Here is a 14370-nt window from a genome sequence, read left to right as displayed (position 1 = left end):
TGCTGTCATGGAGCTCCGTCGCCTTAGAATTATGTCCCCCGATCAATTCGACAAACTGATAAGTGATGGGTGATCCGCAAACGACTGGCGAAGTGGATGGCGAATTTGTGCTTCCGCGAGAACACAGAACTCGACGGTTTCCACGCCCGCATCAGCGAGGAGGAAATCAAAGAGCTCGTGATCGGCGTCGTGGACAATTGCTATCTATGGCAAGTCGCACGATCGGTCCGTGACGAGTGCTACGGATGCGCGAACAAGCAAAGCCTTGCCGAGCTGATTGCGAAGCACATTCCAGCGTTCGAGCAAGACGCGATCAATTCAGAGAGCGTCGCCGCACCGCAAACAACGTGTCTGCGATGATGGACGCGCCTTCGCTTGCTGGAACGATACTATGACCTGCCGGGACGCCATCATGCGAGCGGTTGCCGACGTGGACCGCAATCCCAGCTGCGAGCTCAAGCGCGGAAAGGTCTCGTTTTCTTCCAACCCATCTTTGTATGAGTAACGCTACGTGATTTGCTCGTTGGCTTGTTCTTCCCAGTATCATCGGGACTGGGCGATCAATTTGCCTGCCGCTTTTGAGCCGCAGCCTGGTCGATTAGGAAATCGTCCAATTTCCGGCCGCTCCGAAGTTGCGGCCGCAGCCACCTGGGCAGCCTGCCGCGTCCCGACCAGGTCTCCGCCGGGTTCTTCGGATTGCGATATTTGGGTCGGACGGGTGGATACGGTCGGCGCTTGCGGTCGAACCGTGTGACCGCATCAGCCAAGCCAATCTTGTGCAGCCGTTCATCCAACCGCGCTTTTTGCAGCAAGAGTTTCTCAGCGAGGCTGGCGACAACTTGTTGATGCAGACTCCAGAGCTCCTCAAGGGAGAGCGAATTGAAATGCTCAGTGTCCATGGCTCAATCCGAATTCTTTGGAGAGAAAGCCCGCGCAGACAATTTGGGAATTAACGAGCAGACAAATCTCCATTCCTCTTGGTCGCACAGCCACAGTTAACTCCGGGAGGTAATCGGAGAAAGGCAGGACGGGGGTAATATCATGGCGGCGCATTTATTTGGTGCGGGGCGACTACAGGCGAGCTGTGATGCAGCGTGTAGCAGCCTAGCGCTAGGGCGAGCGTATTAAATCGAAGATCGAGAGCACAATTAATTCATTGTGCGGCCAGATTTAAGCCGCATGATGGCCCAGGTTGGCGCGAACGGTGATGCTGGCCGGGGGCGCAACACCGGGAGTTTTCGATGACCGGTTATTTGCGATTGTGCTTCGTCAGCTTGGTTCTTGTTGAAATTCTTTCGACGGCGCCTGCGTCCTCCAATCCTCTTGCGGACATCTTCAATACCGCTGCACCACAACCTGCTGTGCCCTCTCCGCCGCAAGCGGAATGCGTGGCACGCCCCGGCAGCTCGAGCCCCGCCGGCCAGCATTGGGTCTATCGAATGGACGGGCACCGCAAATGCTGGTTCCTGACCGAGAGTACCGCGAAGGTGAAGACCGTTCCTCGGCGCGTGGCCAAAGATAGCACCGCCAGTTTGGACCGGAGCGGGACCGTGCGGCCCCGGCAGATCGGGGTCGTTGGTGCGCGCGCGGAGTTGCTGAGCTCGGCACCGGCCGAGCCGTCTCAGCCGCCTCACCCTGAAGTCAAGGTAGCTGATGCTGACTCCGATCTCGATAGAGACATCGCTCTGATGTCGGCGGACCTCATCTCTGCGCATGGCCGCCGGCCGACGCCCCTCGTGCCCGGCCAAATCGATGTCGAGCAACTTCTCGCGACCGCGCCGGCAACCGATGTGGTGACTTCGTCCGAACCTCCGATTATGCCGATCGGCGTACGCCTCGCGGAGGCTGGTAACGAGGCGGCGAGCCGGACGGCAACTTGGCTCGGCGTACTCCTGATGATGCTGGGGATGCTCTCCATCTTAAGCACGAGCCGCTCGCTTCGGCATGCGGTGAGATTGCGCTACTGAAGCCGCTACGCTTGGGCAGAGTACCTGACGCGCTGCCGTGCGACGGAAGAGTTCCAGGCGCCCGTATACCAAATGGCCACAGGTACAAAGGTTCCGCGCGCATTCGTTGAGTTTGGTGCTGCCTCAGGCGGACATTGACTACGGATGACGACCCCGTTGGGATGGGACTGTGGTCATGCGGTACAAAGTGTTCGTGGTGGACAGCAGCCGGCGAGTGATCTGCGCCGCGAAGTTCGATTGCATCGATGAGCAGGCTGCGAGATGTCGAGCCGAGCATATGTATGGCGAGCACGACGTTGAGCTTTGGGAAAGCGATCGGCTCGTCGCTAACCTAATTTGTCGTGTAGCGGCGGTCAGTTAGCTTCCCTCGACGCAGCTTGCCGGAACCATTTTCGGTTCGAGCTTCACATCACTTTCGGATGCTACTTGCTGGGACCTTCCTGCGCGTCAAAGCGCACCTGCCGGCAATCGCGAGACGGGTGTCGGGCGGCGCGCGGAGTAACAACAAGCTATGCGAAGCTCGTGGGCAAGCATTGTAATGTCGGAATCCGAACCGACTGGACGCGACCGAGTCTTGTCTAGTTGGTCCGTTGCTCAGAACCGAACCATATTAGCGATCGGCCCGGCGCAAATGCCGGGCTTATTCGTTGCGCCCGTCTTCGCGGCTCAGCTCCAAGGAGCGAGCACGTGCGCCGGAGGAGCCGGTCATATGGCTTTGGGATCACACGAGCAATCTCGCTTCGTAGCTCAGTCCTCGAGCGCGCTATCATTTCCCCTGAGCTCTGGGGTGGCCTCACGCTCTGGGACCTGGTGCGAGCGATAGCGCGACTCGCGCTCACGGGGTGCCGGCCGTTCAGACGGATTGCGACCAATCTTGGCTTGGAGTTCGAGAAGGTCGGTGAAGACGTCGGCCTGGCGGCGCAACTCGTCGGCGATCATCGGCGGCTGGCTGGCGATGGTGGAGATCACCGTGACCCGCACGCCCCGGCGCTGGACGGCCTCGACCAGGGGGCGGAAGTCGCCGTCACCCGAGAATAGCACCATCTGATCGATGTGCTCGGCGAGCTCCATGGCGTTTACGGCGAGTTCGATGTCCATGTTGCCTTTGACTTTGCGGCGCCCGGCGGGGTCGACGAACTCCTTGGTGGCCTTGGTGACGACGGTGTAGCCATTGTAGTTTAGCCAGTCGACCAGCGGACGGATCGAGGAATATTCCTGATCCTCGATAATGGCAGTGTAGTAGAATGCCCGCAGCAGCGTCCCGCGACTTTGAAATTCACTGAGTAGGCGCTTGTAATCTATGTCGAAGTTGAGTGTCTTCGCCGTGGCATAGAGATTGGCTCCGTCGATGAAAAGCGCAATCTTGCTGGGACCTGACATGATGGACGATCTCTGGCCGCAAGTGCCATGCTGCGGGCCCAGCGCGGGTGAACCCGCCAAATGAAACGGCACTTCTAAGGCTTTCATCGAAGCTTGACCTCGCAAAGCTATACATAGGTATGTCCGCCCAGGAGTTGGCGTCAGCACTATCGATTGTTCTCCGTGCACATGGACCTGGACGGAAAGATCGCGCGAGTGAAGGAACTCATCGCGAAGCGTGAGGAGTTGGATACCGAGCTCAATGAGCTTCTTGGTGGCGCGGCTCGCGAGCGCCGCGGTCCCAAATGCTCGATCTGCAATGAGACGGGACATCGGGCAACCACGTGCCCAACAACGTCGTCCGCGGCACTAACAGCTTAGACTACAAAAGCCCGCTCCGGCGGGCTCTTTTCTGTCGGATCCAGTGCCTTGCGATGCGATGAGGATCTCCTGTCCCAAAAGGCGAACTGGAAACAGGGCGTTTGGTTCAAGCGCGTGTTTGCGCGCGCTGCTTCACGATGGCTGAGGTGACGAGCCCGAAAGCGAACAAGGTAAACATAATCCCTATCGTGATCTGCCCGATCGCGGCGATCCGCGCTGTCGGCGATAGTGGCGCGATGTCGCCAAAACCCGTCGTCGTGAGCGTCGTCAGACTGAAGTAGCTTGCACTCCCGAAATCGAGTCGATGCTCGGTGCTTCGTGCAAAGGCGAAGGCATTCGCGCCAGGTCGATCAATGAGAAGGTAGAGGTAAGCGAAGCCTTCGACAAAAAGCACGTAGGCCAAGACGACAAGTTGGATCGCGTGTGTGAGCGATATCGATCGCGTGTCATGCCCGCCGAGCATCCGGTTGGTGGCCACGATCAGCGCGCCGAACGCAATGCCGATGAGCATCACAGCGCTGATCCCAGCGTATATCTGCACTATCTCGCCATCCGCCGTGTTTCCCGCAGCCAGAAGGTTGTATGTCAGCGGCTCAGCCGAGGCAATGATAGCCATACCGACGACGATGGTCAGGGTGGCAAGGGGTATGTCGGTGTCGCCATCGGCAGATTTGATGCTTTCAAACCTCCGCTGGGCGAGATCGATCACCAGGTTGACAAGGGCAGGAAGCCCGATGAAACCGATCATCACGACATTCGAAAGTTCCACCACGACCGCCCATCGCGATCCGCTCGTGCACGCGTAGATATCTCCGTAGCCGACCGTGGCAAACGAGATGACGGTGAAATAGAACGATTCGGGGAGACCAAACTGTTTCGGATCAATCGGGTCAGCGCCGGAGCAGAACGGAAAGTCCTCTGCCGTCCGCGCGAGAAAAACGTAGAAGTAAGACCACATGGCGATCAGAAGGAAGAAATAGATAACGAGAGTGATCGCCGGCACAGCGAAATTGCTTGGCGGATGTTGTTTTATGCTTTCGAACCACCGCAAAAAAATCCGGATGGCCAGCCGAAGCAGCAGACCCGAGCCAATCGCTGCGATGAGTGAAACGATGGCGGTCGCGGGCGAGGGCGTCACGAGCCAATAGCAGAGCCCGCTCGAAAGCAGCCACGCCGCATTCATTCCGGTCGACTTCAGCAGTGCTCGCGTTGGGCCGTCCATCTCGCTTTCCCCTCTAGCTTTTGGGAGCGTCCAGACGGCCTAGATGGGTCGTCTGGAAATCGAGACCGTCATTCGCCTACACGTTCTATCTTCGACATTTGCGAGTCAGGACGAGCCCTCGGCTTGTGGCATTCAGCCAAGCTTCACCTCATCTGTGATAGACGGGCGGTGGGTCACTTCGACCTTTAGGAGAGCGCCTCTTCGCGCTGAGGCAGGATCGAGGGGCGCACGGAGAGTTCTAACGGCGTATCGGAAAACGGTAGCGAGCGTTCCGCGAAGGCGATGAGCGGTCTCCTGCCGTCCGCTCTTTTCGATCCGCTGGAGGAGGTGCTGGTGCCCAGGGGCGGAATCGAACCACCGACACTGCGATTTTCAGTCGCATGCTCTACCAACTGAGCTACCTGGGCGTGCTCCAAGAGAGGGGCCAAAGCCCATCGAGCGGGCGGTTTATAGTGGGCTCGGAGCGGCCTGTCCACCCACGCTTCGCCTTCGGCTTCGCGGGGCGCGGCCCGGCTGTGTACAAGCTCGGGCGGGCTTGCCGCCGCATGCCGGCCGCCAAAATAAGATATTGATATTGCTTGCTATTCTACATCATCCACCTCGTCATCCCTGCCAGGAATGACGTAGGAGCCTTTCAGCCAGCGGTTCAGATCGACGTCGCGGCAGCGCGAGGAGCAGAACGGGCGGGTGGCTTGCGCCTGCGGCTTGCCGCAGATCGGGCAGGTTTTGAGGGGCGAGGTGGGCTTTTTGATTTGGTCGTCCATGGTCGGGATAGCTGTACACGAGGTCGGGGCGTTCAAGGGCCCGGCAGCAAACGGGTTTCTCGGGCCGCTGCGCAGAATCCGCGCCGGCCGATCCTACTGTGCATGGGGTTGTTTTCGAGATTCCAGTCAGACCGTGGTGGCGTTGAGCCAGCCGAAGCGGATCGGGAAGCCCTCGCCGCCGAGCAGCGTCGTGGTCTCGTAGAGCGGCAGGCCGACCACGTTGGTGTAGGAGCCGACCATCTTCACCACGAACGAGCCGGCGATACCCTGCACGGCATAGCCGCCGGCTTTGCCGCGCCATTCGCCGGAGCCGATATAGGCCTGGATGTCGTCCTCCGAGAGCCGCTTGAAGCGGACGCGGGTCTCGACCAGGCGCTGGCGGAAGGCCTCGCGCGGCGTCACCAGGCAGATCGCGGTGTAGACGCGGTGGTTGCGGCCCGACAGCAGCCGCAGGCACTGCGCGGCTTCGTCCACCAGGTTCGCCTTGGGCAGGATGCGGCGGCCGACCGCCACCACAGTGTCGGCAGAGAGGATGAAGGCGCCGCGCAGCTCGTCGTCGAGCTGCACGGATTTGAGCGCGGCATCGGCCTTGGCCCGCGCGAGGCGGTTGGCGCAGGCGCGCGGCAGCTCGCCCCGCCGCGGCGTCTCGTCGACGTCGGCCGGCCGGAGCGCATCGGGGTCGATGCCGGCCTGGTTGAGCAGCGACAGGCGCCGCGGCGAACCGGAGGCAAGTACGAATTTGGGGCGGCCGAGCATCAGGTGATTTGGGGGATCAGGCAGGGGTGAATTGCGCGCGGAACCTATCGGAAGGGGGCTGATTTCACAACCCGGAACCCGGACTTTGCTGATTCGAGGTTTCCGACATGCGTGTGCCCTTGGTCTGTGACGCAGGTGTTACGGCCTCTATCCGCTCGCGGCGCCCACTTTCGCGAAACGCCGGCGGATCCGCATCAGGAGCTGGTCACAGACCTCGCGATAGGCGGCGAGCTTCTGGTCGCGGCTGCCCTCCATCGTGGTCGGATCCTGCGTCGGCCAGTATTCGACGTCGGCGGCGAGCGTGCGGGTCAGCTCCAGCGCCTTGTGATGCGCCTCCGGAGACAGCGTGATGATGAGGTCGAAATTCAGCCCCTCCCAGTCCTCCAGCTCCTCGAAGGTCTGCGGCTTGTGGCTGGAGATGTCCTGGCCGAGTTCGGCCATGACAGCGACCGCGAACGGATCGAGCTCGCCTTTCCTGGCTCCGGCGGACTTTACGTAGAGGCCTTGCGGGAACATATGCTGGAGCAGGCTCGCGGCCATCGGCGAGCGCACGCTGTTCATCGCGCAGGCGAACAGCACCGATTGCGGATCGCGTGCGCGTGGCGGACCCGCCATCGCACCTAACCCTTCCAGTGCAGGACAGTGATGAGCGTGAACAGCCGGCGCGAGGTCTCGAAATCGACCCGCACCTTGCCCTTCAGCCGCTCCTGCAACGTGCGCGATCCCTCGTCATGGATGCCGCGGCGGCCCATGTCGATGGCCTCGATCTTGTCGGGGGTCGCGGTGCGGATCGCCTGGTAGTAGCTGTCGCAGATCATGAAATAGTCCTTCACGATCCGCCGGAACGGCGTCAACGACAAGAGATGCGCGACCACGGGCGTGCCGTCCTCGCGGCGGATATCGAACATCAGCCGGTTGCCGCTGATGCCGATATGCAGCGTGAACGGGCCCTTCCCTTCGGCGCCGTTGGGCGCGAACAGGTTCTGCTCGATCAGATCATAGATCGCGATCGCACGCTCATGCTCGATGTCGGGCCCGGAACGGCCGATCGAGTCCTCGTCGAGGGTGACCGCAACGATGCGATTGGTCGAGTCGTCCTGTTCGGGCGGCTTTGTCATGACAGATTGAGGCGCAATCCAATCGAGCGCGAATGGGCGTCCAGCCCCTCCGCTTGTCCGAGCGTCATCGCAGCCGGCCCCAGCGCACGCAGCTGGTCCGGGCCGCATTTCAGGATCGAGGTGCGCTTCATGAAATCGGCGACCCCAAGGCCCGAAGAGAATCGTGCCGAGCGCGCCGTCGGCAGCACGTGGTTGGAGCCGCCGACATAATCGCCGATCGCCTCCGGCGTATGTGCACCGAGAAACACTGCGCCGGCGTTGCGGATTTTTGCGGCGAGCGCGTCGGGATCGCGGGTCATGATCTCGAGATGCTCGGCGGCGATCGTGTCCGCAAGCGGGATGGCGTCGGTGAGATTCCTCACCATGATGACGGCGCCGAAATCGGCCCAGGACTTGCCGGCAATCGCGGCGCGCGGCAGCGTCTTCAGCTGCGCTTCAACGGCTTTCTCGACATCGGCGGCCAGGCGCGCGCAATCCGTGATCAGGATCGACTGCGCGCTGGCATCGTGCTCAGCCTGCGCCAGCAGGTCAGCGGCGATCCAGTCGGCATTGCCGGTGTCGTCGGCAATGACAAGCACTTCGGAGGGGCCGGCGATCATGTCGATGCCGACCTTGCCGAACACCAGCCGCTTGGCGGCGGCGACATAGGCATTGCCGGGGCCGACGATCTTGGCGACCGGCGCGATCGACGCGGTGCCGTAAGCGAGCGCGGCGACAGCCTGCGCGCCGCCGACGCGGTAGATCTCGGTGACACCGCCGAGCGAGGCCGCTGCCAGCACCAGCGGATTGAGCTTGCCGTCCGGCGACGGCACCACCATCACGAGGCGCGACACGCCCGCAACCCTGGCCGGCACCGCATTCATCAGCACCGAGGACGGATAGGCGGCAGTGCCGCCCGGCACGTAGAGGCCGGCGGATTCGATCGCGGTGTAACGCCAGCCGAGCTCGACGCCGAGCGGATCGGTGAAGCGCTCATCCTTCGGCAGCTGGCGGCGGTGATAGGTCTCGATACGGTCGCGCGCGAACTTGAGCGCATCCAGCGTCGCCGCATCGCAGGCCTTTGTCGCGGCGTCGATCTCGGCGGCCGAGACGCGAAGGCCGGATGCATCCAGCGTCAGCCGGTCGAACTTGGCCGTGGCCTCGAGCAGGGCGGCGTCGCCGCGCCTTGCCACATCGTCGACGATGGCGCGCACGGCGGCCTCGACGTCGGCCGAGACCTCGCGCTTGGTGGCGAGAAAGGCTGCGAATCGCTGGTCAAAATCGGCACTGCTGCGGTCGAGACGAACGGGCATTTTGGCTTGGCTTCTGCTGGTTTAGGGGGCGCAGTCCGGCTCACCGGCCCCCTGCTCAATGGCGCGGCGGGGAAGCTGCGTCAACCCTTTGCAACCCTTGGCAGGCTCGGCGGCAACCTGAGCTGCTTGCACTGGTATACCGGCCGCCTCACCCCTCCCCCTCGATCCCTACCCCCGTTCCCAGTTCGTCCGCCCCGAGATCGGTCAGCTCGCACTCCAGGCATTCGACGTCGAGGCGGATGGCGCCGCCCTGGGCGAACAGCAGCAATGCACTACCACCAGGCTCCTCGTTGCGGCCGTCCTGGGGATGAAACTCGATGCCGACGAGGTCCAGGATCTTGTCCGGCGCGGCCAGGTCGATGTTGCGCGACTTGCAGGCCAGCACCCGGTCGAAACGAAGCGCCGACACCAGCCGGCGCGGCTCGGTCTCGCCCGCCAGCGTCTGCTCCCAGTCCAGCCGGCTCATGCCGACCACCAGGCGCTTCTCGCCCTGCCGCCAAATGATGTCGGACGGCTGGACGCGGGCGTCCTGCACATGGGTCGAGATCACGGCAAGATCGTCGGCATCGAGCGCGATCAGTTTGAGCGGGGGAGACATCACCGGCACTTCTCCTCGAGGGGCGAACAGGCCTCAACGCGCGCCGGCGCCGAAATATCCAAAAGCTCGCAGCCGGCGCGGCGGCTGCGAGCTCGAAGGATACACTGGTCAGCGTCGCTGAGACATCCCACCCCCGCCCGCAAGCAGAGCGATCCGCTCAGCTCCTGAAGAACGCCAGCAGATCCGCGTTGATGGTCTCGGCTTCCGTCGTCGGCATGCCGTGTGGAAAACCCTTGTAGGTCTTCAGCGTGCCGTTCTTGAGCAGCTTGGCCGACAGCGGCGCCGAATCCGCATAAGGCACGATCTGGTCGTCGTCACCATGCATCACCAGCACCGGCACGTTGATCTTCTTCAGATCCTCGGTGAAATCGGTCTGCGAGAACGCGACGATGCCGTCGTAATGCGCCTTCGCCCCGCCCATCATGCCCTGGCGCCACCAGTTCTGGATCACCGCTTCCGACGGTTTTGCGCCGGGACGGTTGTAGCCATAGAAGGGACCGGCCGCGATGTCGCGATAGAACGCCGAGCGGCCGGCGGCGAGCGCGGCCTGGAAGCCGTCGAACACGCTCTTGGGCAGGCCGCCGGGATTGGCCTCGGTCTTCAGCATCAGCGGCGGCACCGCAGAAAGAATCGCGGCCTTCGCCACGCGAGACTCGCCATGACGGGCGATGTAATGCACGACCTCGCCACCGCCGGTGGAATGGCCGACATGGAGGGCGTTCCTGAGGTCGAGATGCGCGGTCAGCGCCGCGAGATCGTCGGCGTAGTGATCCATGTCGTGGCCGTCGGCGACCTGTGCCGAGCGGCCATGGCCGCGGCGGTCATGGGCGATGACGCGATAGCCGCGCGTGACGAAGAACATCATCTGCGCGTCCCAGTCGTCCGACGACAGCGGCCAGCCATGGCTGAACACGATCGGCTGGCCCGAGCCCCAATCCTTGTAGAAAATCTCGACGCCGTCTTTGGTGGTGATGGTGGGCATTGGGGGTTCCTTTAGTAAGTTTAGTCATTCCGGGGCACGTGAAGCGTGAACCTCAGGTGCGCAATTGCGCACCGGGGAATCTCGAGATTCCGGGTTCGTCGCTGCGCGACGCCCCGGAATGACGACGAGCTGGCGATCAGGCGAACGCCATCGGCTTGTAGCGGCGCCAGGCGCCGATGGTCAGCACCACGAAGAACACCAGCACGAGGCCCTGCACCACGGCGAACACGGGGCCCGACGGCGGCGCCGGTGGCACGGCGGGTGCGAGCGCGGCCAAAGCCGGGATCTTCAGGAACGACTGGATGATCAGCACGAAGACGTTGAAGTAGAGCGAGATCATCGCGGTCACGATGTAGATCGGCCGCCAGACGCCCTTGAGGTTCATGCCGTAGAGCGCGATGCAGGCGATCGCGAGCAGCACCAGCGAGATGCCGGCGATGATGTAGGAGGGCAAGAGCTGCTTGAACGGGAACAAAAAGCCCGTGGCATTGGTCAGGATGGTGAAGAGCAGGAAGATCGCGGTGAGGCCCGGCATCGGCTTCGAGCCGAGCAGGCCGAACATCACGACGAGGCCGGCCGCGATAGCGATCAGGCTGATGACGACATGGACCAGTGTGAAGGCTTGCAGGCTCATCCCGAGAACCATGGCATCTCTCCTATCTCTGCGTTGAGATCAAAGGATTGATATTACGCTCCTCATCGAATTGCCACATGCGGCACGATCACACATGAGCGTCCAGCCATGCGTGATCGTGCGAATCGACAAACGCATGGCTGAATTTTTTGCAGCGCTGTCACGAACGGCAGCAGTTTGTAGCTCGGATGGAGCGCTCACACTTCCTTAGTGTCGAAGATCAAGAGGTCGGCGCCGCCGCTGGCGAATTTCGGCACGTCGCTGGCTGCCGCCTTGCCCTGTTCGCTGCCGAACGCTTTCTGGATGTCGCCCACGGTGTCGAAGGTGAGGATGGCAACGAGGTGAATGCCCGAGGCGCCTGCGGGCGAGCCGACTGGCCCGGTGCTGACGGCGTATTTCTTCAGGCCGGGAAGCTTCTTGGCGAGCGGAATGTGGGTTTCGGCATAATGCTTGTCGAAGGCGGCAGCGTCTTTGGGCGTCTTGTAGAGCACGACGAGTTCGGCCATTGAGTCCTCCCGTTGGCGTTTTGTTTTTAGCTCCTCATGGTGAGGAGATAGTCTGCAGTTGACGACAAAACTGCAAGCCTCATTCGACTTGCCGTCTGCTTGTCTTCTGCTTGACTAAAGCGCCGGTTTTGCGGCGTCGCCGAGATAGGCGTGCAGCGAGGCCACCACCTGTGCGCCCTCGCCGATGGCGCCGCCGACGCGCTTGACCGAGCCGGAGCGGACATCGCCGACGGCGTAGACGCCGGGCACCGAGGTCTCGAGCGGCGCCACCGGCCTGCCCTGGTTCAGCTCGGACTGCGCGCCCGTGACCACGAACCCGCCGCGATCGAGCGTCACGCCGCAGCCGTCGAGCCAGCTGGTGGCGGGGTCGGCGCCGACGAACAGAAACAGGTTCTTGATATCGGCGGAATCCTCGTCATCGGACAGCCGGCTCTTCCAGCGGATCCGCCGCAGCAGCGAGGCCTCGTCGCCTTCGAGCGCCGTGATCTCGGTGTTGAACAGCAATTCGATGTTCGGCGTCGCCTCGATGCGCTCGATGAGATAGCGCGACATGCTGGCGCCAAGGCCGCCGCCGCGGATGATCATCAGCACCTTGCGGGCGTGGCCCGAGAGAAACACCGCCGCCTGTCCCGCCGAATTGCCGGCGCCGACCAGCGCCACCTCCTCGCCGGCGCACAGTTTTGCTTCGACCGGAGAGGCCCAGTACCAGACACCGCGGCCCTCGAACTTGTCGAGATTGGCGATATCAGGCCGGCGATAGCGCGCGCCGCTGGCAACCACCACCGAGCGCGACCGCAGGGGATCGCTGCCGTCGAGCGCCACGGCGAACGCGCCGTCCTTGCGCGAGCAGTCGAGCGACTTCGCGGTGACAGGGATCATGATGTCGGCGCCGAATTTTTGCGCCTGGTTGAAGGCGCGCGCGGTCAGCGCCAGGCCGGAAATCCCGGTCGGAAAGCCCAGATAGTTTTCGATGCGGGCGCTGGCGCCGGCCTGGCCGCCGAAGGCTCTGATATCGAGCACGGCGACCGATAGTCCTTCGGACGCCGCATACACGGCGGTCGCAAGCCCCGCCGGGCCGCAGCCCACGATCGCGACGTCGTAGATGCGGTCATTGCGCGGGCCGCCGATCATGCCTATCGCGCGCGCAAGCTCGGTTTCGCCGGGGTTGCGCAGCACCGCGCCGTCGGGGGTGACGACCAGCGGCCAGTCCTCCGGCTTGGGCGAATAGCGCGCGATCACCTCGGCGGCGTCGCGATCCTTGTCGGGATCGAGCAGATGATGCGGCTGGCCGTTGCGGGTGAGAAAGCCCTGCAAACGCACCACGCCGGCCGAATGCGACGGGCCGATCAGCACGATGCCGCCGACGCCGGCCTGCAGCAGATTGACCCGGCGCAGGATCAGCGCGCGCATGATGCGCTCGCCGAGCTCGGCTTCGGCAACCAGCAGTGCGCGCAGGCGCTCCGGCGGCAACAGCAGCGTCTCGACCTCGCCTTCGGCGCGGCCATCGACCAACGCCGGGCGGCCGGAGAGCTGGCCGAGCTCGGCCAGAAACTGGCCGGGCCCCTGGTCGATCACCGGGGACACATTGCCGAGTCCATCGCGCTGGCTGATGGCGACATCGCCCTTCAGCACGACGAACATGCCCGGCCCCGGCTTGCCGGTCTCGAACAGCAGTTCGCCGTCTTTGTAGGTGCGAAGCTCGCCGAAATTCCTGAGACGTTCGATCTCGGCAGGCGTCAGCGTCGGAAACGTCTGCTCGGGGCGGGTGAAACGCGCCATCTGCGCGTCGCGATCGGTTCGGTGTGATTCGTCTTGCCCCGTGGTCACTGCATGCACTCCAAGAATTTTCAGCCGCCCGCTTTCAGTCTCAGGTCTTGCCGGCGGTGCCCTCATCTAGGGACCCATCGCCATCTTGCGAGGGGTCGGCGCTTGCGGCGCGCTCGCGCGCCTGCGCCTTGCGCCGCTTCAGGTTCTCCCGCAGCGCCGACTTCAGGCGATCGTCCCGCGATGTGCGGTCCTGTCTCGTCGTCTTGTCGGTCTGGTCAGCCATCGCGGGTCCATACAGCGGGTCCGCAGTAACATGCCCAGCGATTGCGGCAGCTCAAGAGGCCCTGATGGTCCCAATCGTGCGAAATCCAAAATGGGGCGAATCCGTCGCACCGGCCAACTGGCCAGTTGGCGGGGCCGGAACCGAAATCGGCCGAAAAGTCGGTCGTTTCGAGCCGAAACAGCCGTAATAACCCCGATATCGGCCCGATTTTCTCGTTTGGACGGGTCATGCAAGCTTGCACAGCGGGGAGGCCTGTGGCAGATATCGGCCCGCTTGGTAGGCCCCCCGTAGCGGCCGATTCTGATCCCAGCACATGCTGCCGTAGCTCAGTGGTAGAGCACTCCATTGGTAATGGAGAGGTCGACAGTTCAATCCTGTCTGGCAGCACCATTTTTCATCTTCGAAAATGAGCGTGAGCAGGCATTCTCGCGGCACGAAACGCCCGAGTTTGCGCGTCTCCATTGCCCTCCTTCCTTGAAGAGGGCGCAGGGAAGACCGGGTGCCGACGGGCACCCGCGGTCCGCTGCGCGAAAGTGTAGCGCAAGGAGACCGCACAGCAGCATACAGGTGACGCCGAACACGCGGCCTTCCCTGCGCGATGGTTGGACGGCTTATGCCGTGCTCTCCCCGGAGACGAATTCCCTTTGCCTCCGTCACCTCACGAAATTCACCGCCACCGCGCCGGTTGACGCCAATGCCGCATTCGCGAGGCTTGACCGTAGCGACGACGGCCGAGACCAC

At 62.9% G+C, this 14370-nt stretch carries 17 protein-coding genes and 2 tRNA genes; 3 read left to right on the top strand and 16 right to left on the bottom strand.

The features are described from left to right. Positions 1–69: 69 nt before the first annotated feature. Complete coding sequence (locus XH80_RS41630) at positions 70–360, top strand: hypothetical protein (protein WP_271603635.1); 291 nt, start codon at positions 70–72, stop codon at positions 358–360. A 200-nt stretch (positions 361–560) separates the two neighbouring features. Here the strand turns inward: XH80_RS41630 and XH80_RS41625 are convergent, their stop codons facing one another. Next, the gene (locus XH80_RS41625) at positions 561–899 is read right to left on the bottom strand and encodes an H-NS histone family protein (protein WP_057759758.1); all 339 of its coding nucleotides are present in this window, start codon (positions 897–899) and stop codon (positions 561–563) included. A gap of 342 nt (positions 900–1241) precedes the next feature. Between XH80_RS41625 and XH80_RS41620 the strand changes: the two genes are divergently transcribed. After that, on the top strand, positions 1242–1967 hold the full coding sequence (locus tag XH80_RS41620) for a hypothetical protein (RefSeq protein ID WP_271603634.1): 726 nt from the start codon (positions 1242–1244) through the stop codon (positions 1965–1967). A 747-nt stretch (positions 1968–2714) separates the two neighbouring features. Here XH80_RS41620 and XH80_RS41615 read toward each other — a convergent pair. The 15 genes from XH80_RS41615 to XH80_RS41550 all read right to left on the bottom strand — a co-directional run bounded on the left by XH80_RS41615 (position 2715) and on the right by XH80_RS41550 (position 13629). Next, the gene (locus XH80_RS41615) at positions 2715–3347 is read right to left on the bottom strand and encodes a LabA-like NYN domain-containing protein (RefSeq protein ID WP_271603958.1); all 633 of its coding nucleotides are present in this window, start codon (positions 3345–3347) and stop codon (positions 2715–2717) included. A 466-nt stretch (positions 3348–3813) separates the two neighbouring features. Further along, a complete protein-coding gene (locus XH80_RS41610) occupies positions 3814–4929 on the bottom strand; it encodes an ion channel (protein ID WP_271603633.1) in 1116 nt (371 codons plus the stop codon). Between the two features lie 132 nt (positions 4930–5061). Beyond that, a complete protein-coding gene (locus tag XH80_RS44190) occupies positions 5062–5244 on the bottom strand; it encodes a phage integrase central domain-containing protein (protein WP_442869213.1) in 183 nt (60 codons plus the stop codon). A gap of 16 nt (positions 5245–5260) precedes the next feature. Beyond that, positions 5261–5336: transfer RNA gene (locus XH80_RS41605), tRNA-Phe, on the bottom strand. Between the two features lie 174 nt (positions 5337–5510). Then, entirely contained in the window at positions 5511–5693 is a 183-nt protein-coding gene (yacG, locus tag XH80_RS41600; protein WP_271603632.1) for a DNA gyrase inhibitor YacG, read from the bottom strand. Positions 5694–5819: 126 nt separating this feature from the next. Further along, positions 5820–6449 carry a Maf-like protein gene (locus XH80_RS41595; protein WP_057759775.1) on the bottom strand — a complete coding sequence of 210 codons (630 nt, stop codon included), beginning with the start codon at positions 6447–6449 and terminating at the stop codon, positions 5820–5822. 147 nt (positions 6450–6596) lie between these two features. Beyond that, positions 6597–7064: an arsenate-mycothiol transferase ArsC gene (locus tag XH80_RS41590; protein WP_271603631.1), complete on the bottom strand. Its 468-nt coding sequence runs from the start codon at positions 7062–7064 to the stop codon at positions 6597–6599. A 5-nt stretch (positions 7065–7069) separates the two neighbouring features. Then, positions 7070–7567, bottom strand: coding sequence for a UPF0262 family protein (locus tag XH80_RS41585; RefSeq protein WP_271603630.1), 498 nt, complete (start codon positions 7565–7567; stop codon positions 7070–7072). Beyond that, positions 7564–8859: a histidinol dehydrogenase gene (gene hisD, locus XH80_RS41580; protein ID WP_271603629.1), complete on the bottom strand. Its 1296-nt coding sequence runs from the start codon at positions 8857–8859 to the stop codon at positions 7564–7566. The genes XH80_RS41585 and hisD overlap by 4 nt, the downstream gene beginning before the upstream one ends. Positions 8860–9007: 148 nt before the next feature. After that, entirely contained in the window at positions 9008–9457 is a 450-nt protein-coding gene (locus tag XH80_RS41575; RefSeq protein ID WP_271603628.1) for a DUF2948 family protein, read from the bottom strand. 157 nt (positions 9458–9614) lie between these two features. Next, positions 9615–10439 carry an alpha/beta fold hydrolase gene (locus tag XH80_RS41570; RefSeq protein WP_271603627.1) on the bottom strand — a complete coding sequence of 275 codons (825 nt, stop codon included), beginning with the start codon at positions 10437–10439 and terminating at the stop codon, positions 9615–9617. A 136-nt stretch (positions 10440–10575) separates the two neighbouring features. Further along, complete coding sequence (locus XH80_RS41565; protein WP_271603626.1) at positions 10576–11085, bottom strand: hypothetical protein; 510 nt, start codon at positions 11083–11085, stop codon at positions 10576–10578. Between the two features lie 185 nt (positions 11086–11270). Beyond that, positions 11271–11579 carry an EthD family reductase gene (locus XH80_RS41560; protein ID WP_271603625.1) on the bottom strand — a complete coding sequence of 103 codons (309 nt, stop codon included), beginning with the start codon at positions 11577–11579 and terminating at the stop codon, positions 11271–11273. A 114-nt stretch (positions 11580–11693) separates the two neighbouring features. Then, positions 11694–13358 (bottom strand): FAD-dependent oxidoreductase, encoded by a 1665-nt coding sequence (locus XH80_RS41555; RefSeq protein WP_271603624.1) that lies wholly within the window; start codon positions 13356–13358, stop codon positions 11694–11696. 88 nt (positions 13359–13446) lie between these two features. After that, positions 13447–13629, bottom strand: coding sequence for a hypothetical protein (locus XH80_RS41550; RefSeq protein WP_271603623.1), 183 nt, complete (start codon positions 13627–13629; stop codon positions 13447–13449). Between the two features lie 315 nt (positions 13630–13944). On the opposite strand from XH80_RS41550, the gene XH80_RS41545 reads away from it, so the two are divergent. After that, positions 13945–14019, top strand: a tRNA-Thr gene (locus XH80_RS41545). Positions 14020–14370 lie beyond the last annotated feature (351 nt).

The sequence above is a fragment of the Bradyrhizobium sp. CCBAU 45384 genome, from assembly GCF_028128665.1.
GTDB lineage: Bacteria > Pseudomonadota > Alphaproteobacteria > Rhizobiales > Xanthobacteraceae > Bradyrhizobium > Bradyrhizobium manausense.
This window is presented reverse-complemented; position numbering and strand designations above follow the sequence as displayed.

What these genes read in the sequence shown, in the direction of transcription:
- XH80_RS41620 (WP_271603634.1), top strand. Translation starts at nt 1,242, where the DNA reads ATGACCGGTTATTTGCGATTGTGCTTCGTCAGCTTGGTTCTTGTTGAA.
- XH80_RS41625 (WP_057759758.1), bottom strand. Translation starts at nt 899, where the DNA reads ATGGACACTGAGCATTTCAATTCGCTCTCCCTTGAGGAGCTCTGGAGT.
- yacG (WP_271603632.1), bottom strand. Translation starts at nt 5,693, where the DNA reads ATGGACGACCAAATCAAAAAGCCCACCTCGCCCCTCAAAACCTGCCCG.
- XH80_RS41595 (WP_057759775.1), bottom strand. Translation starts at nt 6,449, where the DNA reads ATGCTCGGCCGCCCCAAATTCGTACTTGCCTCCGGTTCGCCGCGGCGC.
- XH80_RS41590 (WP_271603631.1), bottom strand. Translation starts at nt 7,064, where the DNA reads ATGGCGGGTCCGCCACGCGCACGCGATCCGCAATCGGTGCTGTTCGCC.
- XH80_RS41575 (WP_271603628.1), bottom strand. Translation starts at nt 9,457, where the DNA reads ATGTCTCCCCCGCTCAAACTGATCGCGCTCGATGCCGACGATCTTGCC.
- XH80_RS41585 (WP_271603630.1), bottom strand. Translation starts at nt 7,567, where the DNA reads ATGACAAAGCCGCCCGAACAGGACGACTCGACCAATCGCATCGTTGCG.
- XH80_RS41615 (WP_271603958.1), bottom strand. Translation starts at nt 3,347, where the DNA reads ATGTCAGGTCCCAGCAAGATTGCGCTTTTCATCGACGGAGCCAATCTC.
- XH80_RS41560 (WP_271603625.1), bottom strand. Translation starts at nt 11,579, where the DNA reads ATGGCCGAACTCGTCGTGCTCTACAAGACGCCCAAAGACGCTGCCGCC.
- XH80_RS41555 (WP_271603624.1), bottom strand. Translation starts at nt 13,358, where the DNA reads ATGGCGCGTTTCACCCGCCCCGAGCAGACGTTTCCGACGCTGACGCCT.
- hisD (WP_271603629.1), bottom strand. Translation starts at nt 8,859, where the DNA reads ATGCCCGTTCGTCTCGACCGCAGCAGTGCCGATTTTGACCAGCGATTC.
- XH80_RS41565 (WP_271603626.1), bottom strand. Translation starts at nt 11,085, where the DNA reads ATGGTTCTCGGGATGAGCCTGCAAGCCTTCACACTGGTCCATGTCGTC.
- XH80_RS41610 (WP_271603633.1), bottom strand. Translation starts at nt 4,929, where the DNA reads ATGGACGGCCCAACGCGAGCACTGCTGAAGTCGACCGGAATGAATGCG.
- XH80_RS41570 (WP_271603627.1), bottom strand. Translation starts at nt 10,439, where the DNA reads ATGCCCACCATCACCACCAAAGACGGCGTCGAGATTTTCTACAAGGAT.
- XH80_RS41550 (WP_271603623.1), bottom strand. Translation starts at nt 13,629, where the DNA reads ATGGCTGACCAGACCGACAAGACGACGAGACAGGACCGCACATCGCGG.